This is a genomic window from Candidatus Burkholderia verschuerenii (assembly GCF_001189365.1).
Classification (GTDB): Bacteria; Pseudomonadota; Gammaproteobacteria; order Burkholderiales; family Burkholderiaceae; genus Caballeronia; species Caballeronia verschuerenii.
Window position 1 is genome coordinate 1 of sequence record NZ_LFJJ01000040.1, and the last position, 15,951, is coordinate 15,951.

A 15,951-nucleotide genomic window follows, 5' to 3' on the forward strand; every position below is an offset into this window, starting at 1 on the left:
CACAAGAGCTTCGCGGCTTCTTGCCCGCTCGCCCTGCTCGGCAGCGCCTTCTATCCGATTCTTGTTCATCGGCCCGCAGTTTCGCTCCACGCTTCCTCCCCACGGTCGGTCGCCCTTCCGCAGTTGCACTTCACTTCGCTCGCTGTGGTCAACTTGCCGCGCGACTTGCACCCGCAAGAGTGCGCCCATGCTGGGCGCACAAAAAACGGCCCGCAGTTCATGCGGGCCTTTCATCACAAACTAACGGACGATCGCACGTTACTGCACGATGGTGCCCATGTCGATCACGAAGCGATATTTCACGTCGCTCTTGAGCATGCGCTCATAAGCGTCGTTGATTTCGTCCATGCGGATCATCTCGATGTCGGACACGATATTGTGCTTGCCGCAGAAGTCGAGCATTTCCTGCGTTTCCTCGATGCCGCCGATCAGCGAGCCCGCCAGCGTGCGGCGCTTGAAGATCAGGTTCATCACCGAAGGCGACGGATGCGCATGCTCCGGCACGCCGACCAGCGTCATGGTGCCGTCGCGCTTAAGCAGCGTCATGAACTGGTCGAGATCGTGCGATGCCGCCACCGTGTTCAGAATGAAGTCGAAGCTGTTGGCGTGCGCAGCCATCTGCTCCGGATCCTTCGAGATCACGACTTCGTGCGCGCCGAGGCGCTTGGCGTCTTCGATCTTGCTGGGCGACGTGGTGAACAGCACCACATGCGCGCCCATCGCGGCGGCGATCTTCACGCCCATGTGACCGAGACCGCCCAGACCGACCACGCCGACCTTGTCACCCTTCTTCACGTTCCAGTGGCGCAGTGGCGAGTAAGTCGTGATGCCCGCGCACAGCAGCGGCGCGACCGCCGCGAGTTCCAGATTCTCCGGCACGCGCAGGGTGAAGGCTTCGTCCACGGTGATCATCGACGAATAGCCGCCGTAGGTGACGCCGCCCGACTTCTTGTCCGGCGAGTTATACGTCTGGATGAAGCTGTCCGGACCGTCGCAAAATTGTTCGAGGCCTTCCTTGCAGGACTCGCAAACGCGACACGAATCGACCATGCAGCCGACGCCGGCCAGATCGCCCGCCTTGAACTTCGTCACGTCCGAGCCGACTTCCACGACGCGGCCGACGATCTCGTGCCCCGGCACGACCGGATAGTTCGTCGCGCCCCATTCGTTGCGCGCCATGTGCAGGTCCGAGTGGCAGACGCCGCAAAACAGCACTTCGATGCGGACATCGTTCGGACCGACGTCGCGGCGCTGGATCTCGAGCGGGCCGAGCGGTTTGTCGGCGGCGGACGCTGCATAGGAATACGCTTTCAACATGATGGATTTCCCTCTTGAGATTGAACTTTTGATGACTGTGACCGGCATTTCTGCGCTCGGAGAAACGCGGCCAGAAACGAAAACGCGCGTGGCGAAACGTCGACGCGCGCGATGGTTTGATGTGCGGCAGCGAACGTTCGCCATCATGCACCGCACTTGTTGCAGCGTCGTTGCCGAAGACGACGAGATTTCGGCGTCTCCGATCGACTTGCGTACTGTATGCCTAACAATGAATCTCTGCAGAAACCGTCGTCCGGGCATGCCGCGTGCGCTGCCCCCGCGACGCCACCCTCCTTCTGCGGGACTAGTCCGGGAACGCCGCACGCTTTAAGGTTGGAGCGATGCGGCGAACGCGGGGCGGCGGATTCTATCAGCGGGGAAGCCGGACGGGAATCTCCGGCGCTGACGCACAACAGTGAGCGAGACCATGAAGACCAAGGCAATCACGGTGAGCATCGACATGCCGGAAGGCGCGGTGAGCGCCGAGTTTCACATCGATACCGGACGACTACGGATTCTGGAGAGCGGCAGACTGCGCGTCGAGCTGTTTCCGCCGCATTCGTGGTTTGCGATCGCATCGGTGGCGGGCAACAGCCGCTGGGGCACTCGGCCGCGCGAACGCGATCTGCAACTCGTGCTCGAGAACTTCATCATGCAGCGCTTCGGGATGTCGGCATATCGGCGCGACAAGGTTCCCGGAGCGGCCGCCGCCGATCTGGCGCGCGCCCTCGCCTGCGTGTCGCCGATGCCGCAGGTCCGCAGCCTTTGATCTGCTTCTAACGCTTGCGCCCCGCGCGTCGCGTGCGCTGATAGAAGTTATCGGGCTTGGTCCTGACCCAGTCGACGAAGCCGCGCACCGCGTCGTGCGTCATCAGCGCATCAACGGTCGAATACTGCTGCGCGAGTTCCTTCTCGGTGAATAGCGCGTGCAACTGCCGGTGACAAATCCGATGCAGGACCGCCGTCTGCCGGCCGCCCTGCGACTTCGGCACCAGATGATGCAGATCGCGCTCGGCTGGCGGAACCGGCCGTCCGCACAGCGCGCAGACCTCTTCTTGCGGCGGGTGATACCACGGCTCGGGCGTGCGTTTCGCCATCGTCATCCCTTTTCGATCGATTCAGTGTACGCCCGGGCGCGCGAGCTTTCATTTTCCGGTTTCGTTTTGCATACAGCCGTGGCACCATGAAGACGCTGTTCACCGATCACCGGAGAAGTCATGGAAGTGACCATCAGCGAACTAACGGGCTTGCTTGCCGAACTCGAACAGGAAGATCCCGTCGATTACGGCGATCTGCCCTTCGGCGAAGCAGAGTTGCGCAGCCTCGTGCTGAACACGCTGGTCGAGCGGCATCGCGCGCTGCTCGCAAGCGACCTCGATTCCGGCGATATCCACCTCACCTACATGCTCAGCACCGCGCTGCTCGTGCTCGAAAATCTCGTGCTCAATGCACGGCTTCTGATCCTGCAAAGCAATCAGGTCGACGTGAAGGAACTGCTGCGCAAGTATTCGGGCGGTTGAATCGAAGCGCGTTTTCATCCTGCCGTAATGCATTCGACAGGACTCCACGTTATTTCATCACGCGGGCGTAAGTAATTTCCTAATTGCGTGCGCCTGCTTGATTGCTTAGCAGACGCTCGACGGTATTCGGACTACTATATTTTCGTCTCAATCCAAGACGAATACCCATGAAGGAAGAAGATATCCGCAAGCATGCGTTCGCCATGCCTGTTCATTCCCCTGCCTATCCTCGCCCGCCTTTCCGCTTCGTCAATCGCGAATACTTCATCATCAGCTACGAGTCCGATCTCGACGCCGTGCGCGCCGTCGTGCCGGAGCCGCTCAAGGTCGAGAAGCCGATCGTCAATTACGAATTCATCCGCATGCCGGACACCACCGGTTTCGGCGATTACGCCGAAACCGGACAGGTCATTCCGGTCATCGACATGGACGGCCGAGCGGCGTCGTACACGCACGCCATGTATCTGAACGACGAAGGCCCGATCGCGGGCGGCCGCGAAATCTGGGGCTTTCCGAAGAAGCTCGCGAGCCCGTCGCTGTCGGTCGGCGGCACGGACACGCTGATCGGCACGCTCGACTACGCGGGCGTGCGCGTCGCCACCGGCACGATGGGCTACAAGTATACGCCGCTCGATCGCGACGCCGAACGCGCCGGACTCGGCGATGTGTCCAACTATCTGCTCAAGGTCATCCCGCATGTGGACGGCACCACGCGCATCTGCGAACTCGTGCGCTTCCATATGCGCGACGTGACCGTGCACGGCGCATGGGAAGGCCCCGCTGCGCTGCAACTGTTCGCGCACGCGCTCGCGCCCGTCGCCGATCTGCCGGTGCGCCGCGTGCTGCGCGCGAAGCACATCGTCGCCGACTTGACGCTGGACCTGGGCGAAGTCGCCTACGACTACCTCGCTTCGCACGAAGTCCTCAAGCTGGTCAATCGCTGAACCCTCAACTCATCGAAATCAACTCATCGAAAGAGAGAAGCAAGCATGTCTCTGCAAGGAAAAGTCGCGCTCGTGACGGGCGCAGCAAGCGGTATCGGCGAACAAACGGCGCGCGTGCTGGCGGCCAAGGGCGCGGCGGTTGTGATCGCCGATCTCAACCTCGCCAATGCGCAAAAGGTCGCCGCGGATATCGCCGCGCAAGGCGGCAAGGCGTTCGCCGTCAGCATGGACGTGACGAACGAGAACGCGGTGAACTCGGGCATCGAAGACAGCATCGCCAAGCTCGGCGGTCTCGATGTGCTGGTATCGAACGCCGGCATTCAGATCGTCAAGCCGGTCGAGGACTTCACGCTTGCCGAATGGAAGCAAATGCTCGCCATTCATCTCGACGGCGCGTTCCTCACCACGCGCGCGGCGCTCAAGCATATGTACAAGTCGGGCAAGGGCGGTTCGATCATCTATATGGGATCGGTGCATTCGCACGAAGGCTCGAAACTGAAAGCGCCTTATGTCACGGCCAAGCACGGTTTGCTAGGGCTCGCGAAAGTCGTCGCGAAGGAAGGCGGTCCGCGCGGCGTGCGCGCCAATGTGGTGTGTCCCGGCTTCGTGCGCACGCCGCTCGTCGAGAAGCAGATTCCCGAGCAGGCGCAGGCGCTCGGCATTTCCGAAGCGGACGTGGTGAAGAACGTCATGCTGAAAGATACCGTCGACGGCGAATTCACCACCGTCGACGATATCGCCAACGTGGTCGCGTTCCTCGCCGGATTCGACAACAACGCGCTGACAGGGCAGTCGATCGTCGCGAGCCACGGCTGGTTCATGCAGTAAGCAATAAAACGATAAGCGAAAACTAGAACGAGGAAGCCGACATGCGCCGCAGCGAACGCAACACGATCCAGCAACCGAACGCCATCGAAATGCCGGCTTACGACGAGATAGGCCTCGTGCTGCAAGGTGGCGGCGCGCTCGGCTCCTATCAGGCGGGCGTGATCGAAGGTCTAACGGAAGTCGGCGTCGAACCGACGATGGTCGCGGGCATTTCCATCGGTGCGCTGAATTCGGCGATCATCGCCGGGAATGCGCCGGAGCATCGCATGGAGGCGTTGCGCGGCTTCTGGAACGCCATCTGCGGCAGCGCGACGGATGGGTCACGCAAGCGCCGCCGTGCCCGCGGCGCTCGGCTTCGCGCAGTTTGCGCGCACCATGTCGAGCCTGTCGGCGGCGTGGCAATCGCTGATTTTCGGTCAGAACGGCTTCTTTGCGCCGCGCGTCGGCTTGCCGGTGCCGGGCGTGGACCGCAAGCGTCCGCCGGACGGCGTGAGCTATTACGACACCAGCGCGTTACGCAAGACCTTGCTGCGTTTCGCCGATTTCGAGCGCATCAACGACGGTCCCATGCATGTGACGGTCGGCGCGGTGAATGTCCGCACCGGCAACCTCGTCTATTTCGATAACCGAAAGATGCGCCTCACGCCCGAGCATTTCATGGCGTCGGGCGCGTTGCCGCCGGGCTTTCCCGCCGTGCGTATCGACGGTGAGTTTTATTGGGATGGCGGGCTCGTATCGAATACGCCGCTCACCGAAGTGGTCAGCAACTGCCGCCACAAGAAGACGCTCGTGTTTCAGGTCGATCTGTGGAGCGCGCACGGCGCCTTGCCGGGCGATCTGCTGGATGTCGCGGAGCGCACCAAGGACATTCAGTATTCGAGCTGCACGCGTGCCATCACTGATTTCATCGCCTACCATCAGGAGCAGGCACATCTGATCGAAGCCTTGCTAAAACATGTGCCGGAAAACGTGCGGCGCTCGCATCCGCTCATCAAGCAGGCGCAACGGCTCGCGCATACCGGCAAGCTCAATGTCGTTCACTTGATCTACAAGAACAAGTTTTTCGAAGGCAACTACAAGGACTACGAGTTCAGCGCCGACACCATGCAGGAACATTGGGCGAGCGGGCTGGAAGATATTCGCGGCTCGTTCGGTCATCGATCGTGGTTCGATATTCCGAGCGACGAAGCGGGATTCGTGACCCACGACGTTCATCGGCGGGGCGCGCCTGCCGCGCACGCGGAGCAGGCGCCGGAGGCGGTTTTCGAATCGAGCGCGATCAATAACGTCGCTTGACTGATCAACTCTCCGACTTATAACCGCCCGCAGGCGGCCGATAACCAGGAATCTGCGTCAGCGCGCGGTGGCACGAAACAGAAAGCGCCGCCAGACGATCCATGCTCGCGCGCAAGTCCAGTTGCGTGCGGGTGATCATCTCGCGCAAGGCGTCGAGGCGCGGCGAGATGGTGTCTTCGAACGGCTCACCGTATGCGAGCATCGCTTCGGCGTCGTCACGCGTTTCGCGCAACTCCATGATGTTCACTTTGCACTGCGCGAGCAGCCGCGCGTGATGCTCGGCCATCGCGCCCAATCCCATCGATTGCATCCGTTCGACCAGCCGTCGCGTCGAGCGATACGACGTCTCGCCGGCTTCGTACGCCATGAACTGCGCATCGTCGATGGAAAGAGAAAGACGGCCCTCGGGCGTATCGAATTCGAGCTTGGGAGACATGTTCGGTCACGGATGTTTCGAGATGACCGGATTGTAGTGACGCGCTTTGGCTGGGCCGTTCGGAAGAGTTCGAAAGACGCACGTATTCGACGATATATCGCGTTTCCATTGCGCGCCACGCGTCGCGCTTCGCAAAGCAATCTGTTTCGTTCGTTGCAAAAGCGCTCTCGGAGCGTCACCGATTCGAGCTTGAAAATGCATTGCACCTGTCGTATCAATGGATGCAGCATTGAAGCGCAAATCGATCCGTTATGTTTCGCGAGACATGACGCTGCGGTATTCGGACGCACGGGATCGATTGACTGACGCGCGTCATGGCGAGTGTTTCGAATAGATGGACAATTCACTTCATTATTATTAGTTATCCACATTTCTTTCGATGCAAGATCATGGCCGAAACCGAACAACTTCGCAAGTCAGAAGAGACGCGTAGCTTCATCTTCTTGACCGTCGTCATGGTGCCGGTGCTGACCGTGGCGCTGATCGCGGTCTATGGCTTTATCGTCTGGTTCTATCAAATGCTGGTTGGCGGCCCGCCGCATCACTGAGCCGCCGATATGACCGCTCCACGTCAACTGGACGATCGACGCGACGAATCCGAACCCGCATCCGGCGACTATCACGTCGCGGGCGTGGTCGTGCATGCGCGGATCGAATCGTTGCGAGATGTCGTGCGCGCGCTCGAAACGTTGCCGGGCGCGCAGGTTCACGGCGAAAGTGCGGACGGCAAGCTCGTGCTCACGCTCGAGGCGCATAGCGCGAGGCATATCGCGGAGCGCCTGAGCGCGGTGCAGGCTTTGCCCGACGTCATCGGGGTCGCGCTCGTTTATCAGCAGCACGAGACTGTCGATTCGCAGAACGAGGACAACTTGAATGAAACTGACTCGTCGCGCTTTCCTTAAGCAAACGGCCGCCACGACGGCTGCCGCATCCGCGGGCATCGCGCTGCCCGGCATGGACGCATCGGCTGTAGCCGCTGCGACGGGCGGTGACGATCTGGTCTGGTCGAAGGCACCCTGCCGCTTTTGCGGGACGGGCTGCGGCGTCGTGGTCGGCGTCAAGGGCAATCAGGTGGTGGCGACGCAAGCGGACCCGCAAGCCGAAGTCAATCGCGGGCTCAACTGCGTCAAGGGCTATTTCCTATCGAAAATCATGTACGGGCAGGACCGGCTCACCACACCGCTCATGCGCATGAAAGACGGCAAGTTCGACAAGCAGGGCGAATTCGCGCCCGTGTCGTGGGACACCGCGTTCGACACGATGGCCGCGCAATTCAAGCGCGTGCTCAAGGAGAAAGGCCCGACCGCCGTCGGCATGTTCGGCTCCGGGCAATGGACCGTCTGGGAAGGCTACGCCGGCGTCAAGCTGATGAAGGCGGGATTCCGCAGCAACAATATCGATCAGAACGCGCGGCATTGCATGGCATCGGCGGTGACGGGCTTCATGCGCACCTTCGGCATGGACGAGCCGATGGGCTGCTACAACGACATCGAGGAAACCGATGCCTTCGTGCTGTGGGGCTCGAACATGGCGGAGATGCATCCGGTGCTGTGGTCGCGCGTCACGGGCCGGCGGCTCGCCGATCCGAACGTGCGCGTCGTGACGCTCTCGACCTTCGAGCATCGTTCGTTCGATCTCGCGGACGAAACCATCATTTTCACGCCGCAGAGCGATCTCGCGATCATGAATTACATCGCGAACAGCATCATCAAGAGCGGACGGGTCAACCGGGAGTTCGTCGAGAAGCACGTCAACTTCCGCCGTGGGAATACGGATATCGGCTATGGCTTGCGGCCGGATCATCCGTTGCAGAAAGCGGCGAAGAACGCGGGCGATGCCAACGGCTCACAGCCGATCACCTTCGACGAGTTCGCGAAGTTCGTCTCGAAATACGACGCCGCCTATGTCACCAAACTCTCGGGCGTGTCGAAACTCAAGCTCGATCAGCTCGCCGAGTTGTACGCAGATCCGAAAACACGCGTCGTCTCGTTCTGAACGATGGGCTTCAACCAGCATACGCGCGGGACATGGGCCAACAATATGGTCTACAACCTGCATCTGCTGACGGGCAAGATCGCGATGCCGGGCAATAGTCCGTTCTCGCTGACCGGCCAGCCATCCGCGTGCGGCACGGCGCGCGAAGTCGGCACCTTCTCGCATCGCCTGCCGGCCGATATGGTCGTGACCAACCCGAAGCATCGCGAGGAAGCGGAGCAGATCTGGAAGCTGCCGCCCGGAACCATCCCCGACAAGCCCGGTTTTCATGCGGTGCTACAGAACCGCATGCTTCACGACGGCAAGCTCAACGCGTACTGGGTGATGGTCAACAACAACATGCAGGCGGGCGCGAACATCAATAACGAAGGCTTGCCGGGGTATCGGCGGGAGTCGAATGGATGTGTATCCGACCGTGACGGCGGTCGCGGCCGATCTGATCCTGCCATCGGCGATGTGGGTGGAGAAGGAAGGCGCGTACGGCAACGCGGAACGGCGCACGCAGTTCTGGCATCAGCTCGTGTCCGCACCCGGCGATGCCCGTTCGGACTTGTGGCAAATCGTCGAGTTCTCGAAGCGCTTCAAGATCGAGGAAGTATGGCCCGCCGATTTGCTGGCGAAGAAGCCGGAATACAAGGGCAAGACGCTCTACGACGTGTTGTTCCGCAACGCGCAGGTCGACAAGTTTCCGCTCGCGCAAACGGACTCGTACTATCGCAACGACGAATCGAAGGCGTTCGGCTTCTATCTGCAAAAAGGGCTGTTCGAGGAATACGCGAGTTTCGGGCGCGGCCACGGCCATGATCTCGCGCCGTTCGATACCTACCATCAGGCGCGCGGTCTGCGCTAGCCGGTCGTGAACGGCAAGGAGACCTTGCGCCGCTATAAGGAAGGTTCCGATCCTTACGTGAAAGCCGGCACCGGCTGGCAGTTCTACGGCAACCCGGACGGCCGCGCCAATATTTTCGCGCTGCCGTACGAGCCGCCGCCCGAAATCCCCGACCGCGAATTCCCGTTTTGGCTGGCGACCGGCCGCGTGCTCGAACACTGGCATTCCGGCTCGATGACGCGCCGCGTGCCCGAGCTCTATCGGGCGTTTCCGAACGCGGTGTGCTTCATGCATCCGGACGACGCGAAAGCGCTCGGCCTGCGGCGCGGCGTTGAAGTCAAGGTGATGTCGCGGCGCGGCTTTATCCGCACGCGGATCGAGACGCGCGGGCGCGACAAGCCGCCGCGCGGACTCGTGTTCGTGCCGTGGTTCGATTCGAGCCAGCTCATCAACAAGGTGACGCTCGACGCGACCGATCCAATTTCCTTCCAGACCGATTTCAAGAAGTGCGCGGTCAAGATCGTCCGGGTGTGATGCCATGCGCGTACTGACCACTCTCGCCATTCTGCTCGCGATGCTGCTCGGCATTTCCGTGCTCGCCCAGCCGCCGACGGTGCCTGCCGTGCCTTTCCACGATTCGCTGCGCGGCACGACGCCGCTCGACGAGGAAGCGAAGCCGCCGCTCATCTATCCGACTGAGAATCAGGACGTGATTCGCGGCCTGAACTACGCGCAGCAGCCGCCGACGATTCCACACAAGATCGACAACTATCAGCTCGACCGCAACGCCAACAAGTGTCTGGCGTGCCATGCGCGCAGCCGCGCGCAGGAAAGCGGTGCGGTGCCGGTCGCGATTTCGCATTATCTCGATCGTGAAGGACAAGTGTCCGGACATTTATCGCCGCGTCGGTATTTCTGCACGCAGTGTCATGTGCCGCAGGCGGATGCCAAACCGCTGGTCGGCAACACGTTCGTCGCGGTCGAGGATGTCACGCCGCAGCCGCCGCCAACATCGAAGAAGCGATAAACGATAGGCGGCCATCATGCGCGATCTGATCAGACGCTACTGGAACACGATCCTGGATGTACGCTACGAACTTCAGGATCGAGAAGCCGACCATGCGCGCAATCGCGCCGAGCACGACGACCACGAACACGATCGAGGTCAGATAGAACGTGCCGATCAGCTTGAGCATCGGCAGCAGCGAGCCGATGCCGTACTTGCCGATGGTGAAGGCCATCGCGCCGAACGAACCAATGGGCGCGAGCTTCGTGATGATGCCGACCATGCCGAACAGAATGCTCGACAGCCCTTCGATGAACGTCGTCACCACCTTGCCGCGCTCGCCGATATGCGCGAGCACCGCGCCGAACAGCAGCGCAATCAGCAGGATCTGGAGGATTTCGCCCTGCGCGAACGCCGACACCAGCGTGTCCGGAATTGATGTGCAGGAAGAAGTCGACCGTGCTCTGGCCGTGCGCCTTGGACGCGAACTAATCGACGGCCTTGTGATCGAGCGTCGACGGATCGACGTTGAAGCCGACGCCGGGACGCAGGATGTGCGTCGCCGCGAGACCGAGAATCAGCGCGAACGTCGATACGATTTCGAAGTACAGCAGCGCCTTGCCGCCGACGCGCCCGACCTTCTTCATGTCTTCCATGCCGGCGATACCGGTCACGACGGTACAGAAGATGATCGGCCCGATCACCATCTTGATGAGTTTGATGAAGCCGTCACCGAGCGGTTTCATGTCGGTGGCGAGTGCGGGATAGAAATGCCCGAGCGCGATGCCGATGGCGATAGCCGCGAGCACCTGCACGTAGAGGACTTTATAGAAGGGTTTTTTTACGATGGTTCCAGGCAAAAATCAGCAGTTGGCGAAAGTACAGCCAGCGGCAGGCCGCGAAAGGCGCGTTGAATCATTCGATGCGCGATAAAGCTGTGTGGGTTGCGCATACGGAATCGCGTCGCTCGAGCGTTGAGCCGCTACGTCGACGGATTCAGGGACGTTTGGATGCGAAAGAGGTCATCGGCTTGTCTCCTTGAGTTTTATGGCGGCTTCGCGGGCCGTGCTTTCTATATTGCAAGGTCAATGCCAGTTTTTGGATGCGCTAATACCCTGATTTTTATAGCTTATTTTTTGAGATCAGGGTAAGAGAAATCTGAGATTCCGGAAATCTGGAATGTGGGTGTCTGGGGTTCTGGAAAGCCACCAATAAAAAACCCACGGACATCCGTGGGTTTTCCCTAAGCCGTTGACGCAGCGGCGTTTTAAACCACCCCCGCCCCATGCGCCTGCTCATCCGCGTGATAGCTCGACCGCACCATCGCTCCGACGGCCGCGTGCGTGAAGCCCATCTTGTACGCTTCTTCCTCGTACATCTTGAACGTATCCGGATGCACGTAAGCCCGCACCGGCAGATGATGCTCCGACGGCTGCAAGTACTGACCGATCGTCAGCATATCGACGTCGTGCGCGCGCAGATCGCGCATCACTTGCAGGATTTCCTCTTCCGTTTCGCCAAGACCGACCATCAGGCCGGACTTGGTCGCGACTTCCGGATGCAGCGCCTTGAAGTCCTTCAGCAGCTTCAGCGAATGGTGATAGTCCGAACCCGGACGCGCTTCCTTGTACAGACGCGGCACCGTTTCCAGATTGTGGTTCATCACATCGGGCGGCGCGGCGGTCAGGATGTTGATCGCGCGATCCAGACGGCCACGGAAGTCCGGCGTCAGAATCTCGATACGCGTTTCCGGCGAATGCTCGCGCACATGCTTGATGCACTCGACGAAGTGCGCCGCGCCGCCGTCACGCAGATCGTCGCGATCGACGGACGTGATCACCACGTACTTCAGCTTCAGCGCGCCGATGGTGCGCGCGAGGTTGATCGGCTCGTCGGGATCGAGCGGATCGGGACGGCCGTGGCCGACGTCGCAGAACGGGCAGCGGCGCGTGCATTTGTCGCCCATGATCATGAACGTCGCGGTGCCCTTGCCGAAGCATTCGCCGATGTTCGGGCAGCTCGCTTCCTCGCACACCGTATGCAGGCTGTGCTCGCGCAGAATCTTATTGATTTCGTTGAAGCGCGAATTGCCGGTCGCGGTTCGCACGCGAATCCATTCCGGCTTCTTCAGCTTCTCGATAGGGATCACCTTGATCGGAATGCGCGACGTCTTCGCCTGCGCCTTCTGCTTCGCAGTAGCGTCGTAAGCGGGGACGGCGCTTTCGCCGGCCAGGTTTGCGGTTGCGTCAGTCATTCGATCGATCCGGTTGTTGCAGCGGCGACGGCTTGAATGGCCGGGCCATCGTGCGGTTGTGCGGCGGTTGCGGGGAGGCCGCCGATTTGATGCGCCAGCCGTTCGGCCAGCATGAAGGCTACGTCGCGCCAGCCGGCATCGACGCCGAGCGTCGCCATGTCGACTGTTTCGAGCCCCGCGTAGCCGCACGGGTTGATCGCGAGGAACGGTTGCAGGTCCATCTTCACATTCAGGCTCACGCCGTGATAGCTGCAACCGTTCCGAATCTTGAGTCCGAGCGCGGCGATCTTCGCGCCTTCGTGCATGTCGTGCAGACGGGCGTTCGCGCCGTCCACGGAGGTTTTAGTCACGTAGATGCCGGGCGCGCCCGTCTTGCGATCGGTCGCGAGATTATACGTGGCGAGGGTGTCGATCACGGCCTCTTCGATGCGCCGCACCAGCTCGCGCACCATCAGCTTGCGGCGGCGGAGATCGATCAGCAAATACGCGACGATCTGCCCCGGCCCGTGATAAGTAATTTGCCCGCCGCGATCCACCTTGATGAGCGGAATGCCGCTGTCGCCCAGCAACAGATGCGCGGGATCGCCCGCCAGACCGAGCGTGAAAACCTGCGGATGCTCGACGAGCCAGATTTCGTCCTGCGTGTCGGCGGTGCGGGCGTCGGTGAACGCGCGCATCGCGTCGAAGCTGTCCTGATACGGCTCGACGCCGCGCCAGCGCAGCGTCACCGAATAGTCGCCCGCGCCGAGCGTGCTGTCGGCGCCGGCGATCACGAATATTTCCGATGGGGAATCGAGCAGAGTGTCGGGCATGGTGACGATAGCTTACCGAAATCGTCTCATGCCCGCCGATGGTGAATTCGCATGTCGCCGATGGCGAAATGGATAAATGTGTCAAATGGTGCGCCAGCCCGCATGCAGACGCTGTTTCAGCCGCTCGACGGCGCCCGCCACCAGCCGCGCGGCCTGCTGATGCGGACGCGGCACGATGGTGAACACCACCCGCGCCGGCTCCTCGCCGTCGACCGACAACCACAGCCGTTCGCGTTCGCACAGTTTCAGGCAATCGCCGTGGGCGAGCCAATAATCCTCGATGTCGTTGCTGCGCGTCGCCCAGACGTGCGCGCCGTGCACCGTCAGCCGCGTGCTGCGCGCGACGCGCATCGGCACGGTTTCGCCGGGCTTGATCTCGAAGGTGACGCTTGTTGAAATTTCTCGCATGACTCACTCCGCCAAGGGAACGTTTCGATGACTACAATCCTAGGCGCAGCAAGGCTTCTCGAAAAACGATCAATTTTCATCCGTATATGAGCCAAATTAACAATGAACGCGCCGACTCCCAAGAGCATTCACATGGATTTGCGCCAGTTGCCGGCGCTGAACGCGCTGCGCGCCTTCGAGGCCGCCGCGCGCCATGAGAGCTTTTCCCGCGCCGCCGACGAACTGTTCGTCACGCACGGCGCGGTCAGCCATCAGATTCGCGGGCTGGAAGCGGAGCTCGGCGTGCCGCTGTTCGCGCGCGACGGCAAGCGCGTGAGGCTCACGGATCGCGGCCGGCAATACGCGATGGAAGTGCGCGCGGCACTGGTCGCGCTGGCGGAATCGACGCGGCGCGTACGCTCGAGCGATCGCGACCGGCGGCTGATCGTCTCGACGATTCCGTCGTTCTCCGCGCGGTGGCTGACGCCGCGCATCGGCACGTTCATCGTGAAGCATCCGGAAATCGACCTCGAACTGCTGACCACCGGCACGCTGATCGACTTCAATCAGGACGATGTCGACGTGGCGCTGCGCTTCGGCTACGGCAAATATTCGGGCTTGCACGCGGAAAAGCTGCTCGACGAGATCTTCTTCCCGGCCTGCTCGCCCGATTTCAACGGCGGCAAGCTTCCGCGTCAGCCGCGCGATCTGACGACGCTGCCGCTCTTGCGCTCCGACGACGAACTCTGGCGTCCGTGGCTGGACGCCGCCGGTCTAACCGACGTTCCGGAACCGAAACGCGGCGTTCTGTATGAAGATTCTTCGAATTTGCTGCAAGCGGCGATCAATGGCCAGGGCATCGCGCTGGTGCGACGCTCGCTTGCAATGGAAGAGATTTTGAGCGGGCGGCTCGTCCGTCTGTTCAACGTGGACGGCCCGAGCCCGTGGACGTACTACTTCGTGTGCCCGCTCGCGGCGCTGGAATCGGCGCGCGTGCAGGCGTTCAGGGACTGGATTGTCGGCGAGGCGGAGCAGTTCAGGCTGCTCTACGAGCGCACGCCCGCCGTGTGCGATACGCCCGTCAGCCAGCTCAAAGCACTACCTTGACCATCGGATGGCTGGTCAGCGCGCGATAGATATCGTCCAGATGCGCGCGATTCTGCGCGCGAACCGTGCAGGTCAGCCCGGTATAGTTGCCGCCCGACGACGGACGCGTTTCCACGCGCGACGGATCGAATTCCTTGTCGTGCTCTTTCAGCACCTTCACGATCGCGTCCTGAAAACCCGGATCGGTCTTGCCCATCACCTTGATCGGGAAATCGCACGGGAAGTCGAACAGTTCGTCGGCGCTGTGTTTAGCGGCGTCGGTGGGATCGGTGGATTGCGGTTTGGATTCGTCGGACATGAAATTCTCCTTCACTTCGCGCGCTTCGCAGCTGCGTCGAACTCGCGCGTCTTGGCCCGCTGATAGGCGTCGTACAGTGCAGCATAGACCGGACCGGGCGTGCCCGCGCCGACCGGTGCGCCGTCGAGCGTCGTGACCGGCATGACTTCCTTGGTCGCGGAGCTGATCATCAGTTCGGCGGCGGCGCGCAATTCGGCCTCCGTGATCTCGCGTTCCTCGAATGCGATGCCCGCATCGCGCGCGAGTTCCTCGATCAGCGCGTAGCGGATGCCTTCCAGAATACGCGGTCCGCGCGGCCCGCCCAGCAACACGCCGTTTTTCACGAGCCACACGTTCGACGACGAGCCTTCGGTCAGTAAGCCGTCGCGCAACTGGATGGTTTCCATTGCGTCGTTTTCGGCGGCATGCTGTGCCATCAGCACATTGCCGAGCAGCGAGGTCGATTTGATATCGCAATGCAGCCAGCGCTTGTCTTCCGCCGTGACGGCGTTCGCGCCGCGCGCGGCTTTCGTCGCTCGGAAACACGAGCGGCCCGACCATCACGAACACGGTCGGCACGATGCCCGCCGGAAACGCGTGCCCGCGACGCCTGGCGACACCGCGCGTCACCTGAATGTAGACGAGCGCATCGCCCGCGCCCTCGTTCGATTCGACCGCGCGCGATCAACGCGCGCCAGCCGGCATCGTCGAACGGATTGTCGATGCGAATCTTGCCGAGACTGCGCTCGAGCCGCGCGAGATGCTGCGTCAAACGGAACGGCTGACGCGTGCCGCCCGCTTGCGCGTACAGCGGCACGACTTCATACACGCCGTCGCCGAAGATGAACCCGCGATCCAGCACGGGAATGCGCGCGTCGGAGAGCGGACCCCACTCGCCGTTGAGATAGACGGTCGGGTTCCAGTCTTCGGTCTGATTCATCGA

The 15,951-nt window shown here is 61.5% G+C and carries 15 protein-coding genes and 4 pseudogenes; 10 read left to right on the forward strand and 9 right to left on the reverse strand.

From position 1 onward, the window contains the following. Positions 1-258: 258 nt before the first annotated feature. Positions 259-1,317, reverse strand: a complete 1,059-nt coding sequence (locus BVER_RS10005; protein WP_050453171.1) for an NAD(P)-dependent alcohol dehydrogenase — start codon at positions 1,315-1,317, stop codon at positions 259-261. A gap of 427 nt (positions 1,318-1,744) precedes the next feature. Here BVER_RS10005 and BVER_RS10010 point away from each other — a divergent pair, with 427 nt between their 5' ends. Beyond that, positions 1,745-2,086 (forward strand): hypothetical protein, encoded by a 342-nt coding sequence (locus BVER_RS10010; RefSeq protein ID WP_232316475.1) that lies wholly within the window; start codon positions 1,745-1,747, stop codon positions 2,084-2,086. A 7-nt stretch (positions 2,087-2,093) separates the two neighbouring features. Here the strand turns inward: BVER_RS10010 and BVER_RS10015 are convergent, their stop codons facing one another. After that, on the reverse strand, positions 2,094-2,414 hold the full coding sequence (locus BVER_RS10015; RefSeq protein ID WP_050453197.1) for an HNH endonuclease: 321 nt from the start codon (positions 2,412-2,414) through the stop codon (positions 2,094-2,096). A gap of 120 nt (positions 2,415-2,534) precedes the next feature. Here BVER_RS10015 and BVER_RS10020 point away from each other — a divergent pair, with 120 nt between their 5' ends. The 4 genes and pseudogenes from BVER_RS10020 (at position 2,535) to BVER_RS10035 (ending at position 5,905) form a co-directional block, all read left to right on the forward strand. Further along, positions 2,535-2,837: a hypothetical protein gene (locus tag BVER_RS10020; protein ID WP_050453172.1), complete on the forward strand. Its 303-nt coding sequence runs from the start codon at positions 2,535-2,537 to the stop codon at positions 2,835-2,837. A 167-nt stretch (positions 2,838-3,004) separates the two neighbouring features. Continuing rightward, on the forward strand, positions 3,005-3,781 hold the full coding sequence (locus BVER_RS10025; RefSeq protein WP_050453173.1) for an acetoacetate decarboxylase: 777 nt from the start codon (positions 3,005-3,007) through the stop codon (positions 3,779-3,781). A gap of 45 nt (positions 3,782-3,826) precedes the next feature. Further along, on the forward strand, positions 3,827-4,609 hold the full coding sequence (locus BVER_RS10030) for a 3-hydroxybutyrate dehydrogenase (RefSeq protein WP_050453174.1): 783 nt from the start codon (positions 3,827-3,829) through the stop codon (positions 4,607-4,609). 41 nt (positions 4,610-4,650) lie between these two features. Beyond that, a pseudogene (locus BVER_RS10035) lies at positions 4,651-5,905 on the forward strand (DUF3734 domain-containing protein). Between the two features lie 4 nt (positions 5,906-5,909). Here the strand turns inward: BVER_RS10035 and BVER_RS10040 are convergent. After that, on the reverse strand, positions 5,910-6,341 hold the full coding sequence (locus BVER_RS10040) for a hypothetical protein (protein ID WP_050453175.1): 432 nt from the start codon (positions 6,339-6,341) through the stop codon (positions 5,910-5,912). A 389-nt stretch (positions 6,342-6,730) separates the two neighbouring features. On the opposite strand from BVER_RS10040, the gene BVER_RS10050 reads away from it, so the two are divergent. The 4 genes and pseudogenes from BVER_RS10050 to BVER_RS10065 all read left to right on the forward strand — a co-directional run bounded on the left by BVER_RS10050 (position 6,731) and on the right by BVER_RS10065 (position 10,192). Then, positions 6,731-6,889: a periplasmic nitrate reductase, NapE protein gene (locus tag BVER_RS10050; protein ID WP_050453177.1), complete on the forward strand. Its 159-nt coding sequence runs from the start codon at positions 6,731-6,733 to the stop codon at positions 6,887-6,889. A 9-nt stretch (positions 6,890-6,898) separates the two neighbouring features. Continuing rightward, positions 6,899-7,243 carry a chaperone NapD gene (locus BVER_RS10055; protein WP_050453178.1) on the forward strand — a complete coding sequence of 115 codons (345 nt, stop codon included), beginning with the start codon at positions 6,899-6,901 and terminating at the stop codon, positions 7,241-7,243. Beyond that, positions 7,215-9,699 (forward strand): annotated as a pseudogene (gene napA / locus BVER_RS10060) (periplasmic nitrate reductase subunit alpha). Before BVER_RS10055 ends, napA begins: the two are co-directional and overlap by 29 nt. A 4-nt stretch (positions 9,700-9,703) precedes the next feature. Continuing rightward, positions 9,704-10,192, forward strand: a complete 489-nt coding sequence (locus tag BVER_RS10065) for a nitrate reductase cytochrome c-type subunit (protein WP_050453179.1) — start codon at positions 9,704-9,706, stop codon at positions 10,190-10,192. A gap of 43 nt (positions 10,193-10,235) precedes the next feature. On the opposite strand, the pseudogene BVER_RS10070 reads toward BVER_RS10065, so the two are convergent. The 4 genes and pseudogenes from BVER_RS10070 to BVER_RS10085 form a co-directional block, all read right to left on the reverse strand. Continuing rightward, positions 10,236-11,019 (reverse strand): annotated as a pseudogene (locus BVER_RS10070) (cation:dicarboxylate symporter family transporter); the annotation flags it as partial. 419 nt (positions 11,020-11,438) lie between these two features. Then, positions 11,439-12,425, reverse strand: a complete 987-nt coding sequence (gene lipA, locus BVER_RS10075) for a lipoyl synthase (RefSeq protein WP_050453180.1) — start codon at positions 12,423-12,425, stop codon at positions 11,439-11,441. Beyond that, complete coding sequence (gene lipB / locus BVER_RS10080) at positions 12,422-13,246, reverse strand: lipoyl(octanoyl) transferase LipB (protein ID WP_370444222.1); 825 nt, start codon at positions 13,244-13,246, stop codon at positions 12,422-12,424. The genes lipA and lipB overlap by 4 nt, the downstream gene beginning before the upstream one ends. 72 nt (positions 13,247-13,318) lie before the next feature. Next, positions 13,319-13,645: a DUF2917 domain-containing protein gene (locus tag BVER_RS10085; protein ID WP_050453181.1), complete on the reverse strand. Its 327-nt coding sequence runs from the start codon at positions 13,643-13,645 to the stop codon at positions 13,319-13,321. A 132-nt stretch (positions 13,646-13,777) separates the two neighbouring features. Between BVER_RS10085 and BVER_RS10090 the strand changes: the two genes are divergently transcribed. Further along, positions 13,778-14,731 (forward strand): transcriptional regulator GcvA, encoded by a 954-nt coding sequence (locus BVER_RS10090; protein ID WP_050453199.1) that lies wholly within the window; start codon positions 13,778-13,780, stop codon positions 14,729-14,731. Here BVER_RS10090 and BVER_RS10095 read toward each other — a convergent pair. Continuing rightward, on the reverse strand, positions 14,715-15,029 hold the full coding sequence (locus BVER_RS10095) for a YbeD family protein (protein WP_050453200.1): 315 nt from the start codon (positions 15,027-15,029) through the stop codon (positions 14,715-14,717). The two genes, BVER_RS10090 and BVER_RS10095, sit on opposite strands and share 17 nt — an antisense overlap. An 11-nt stretch (positions 15,030-15,040) precedes the next feature. Continuing rightward, positions 15,041-15,948: pseudogene (locus BVER_RS10100) on the reverse strand (D-amino acid aminotransferase). Between the last annotated feature and the right edge of the window lie 3 nt (positions 15,949-15,951).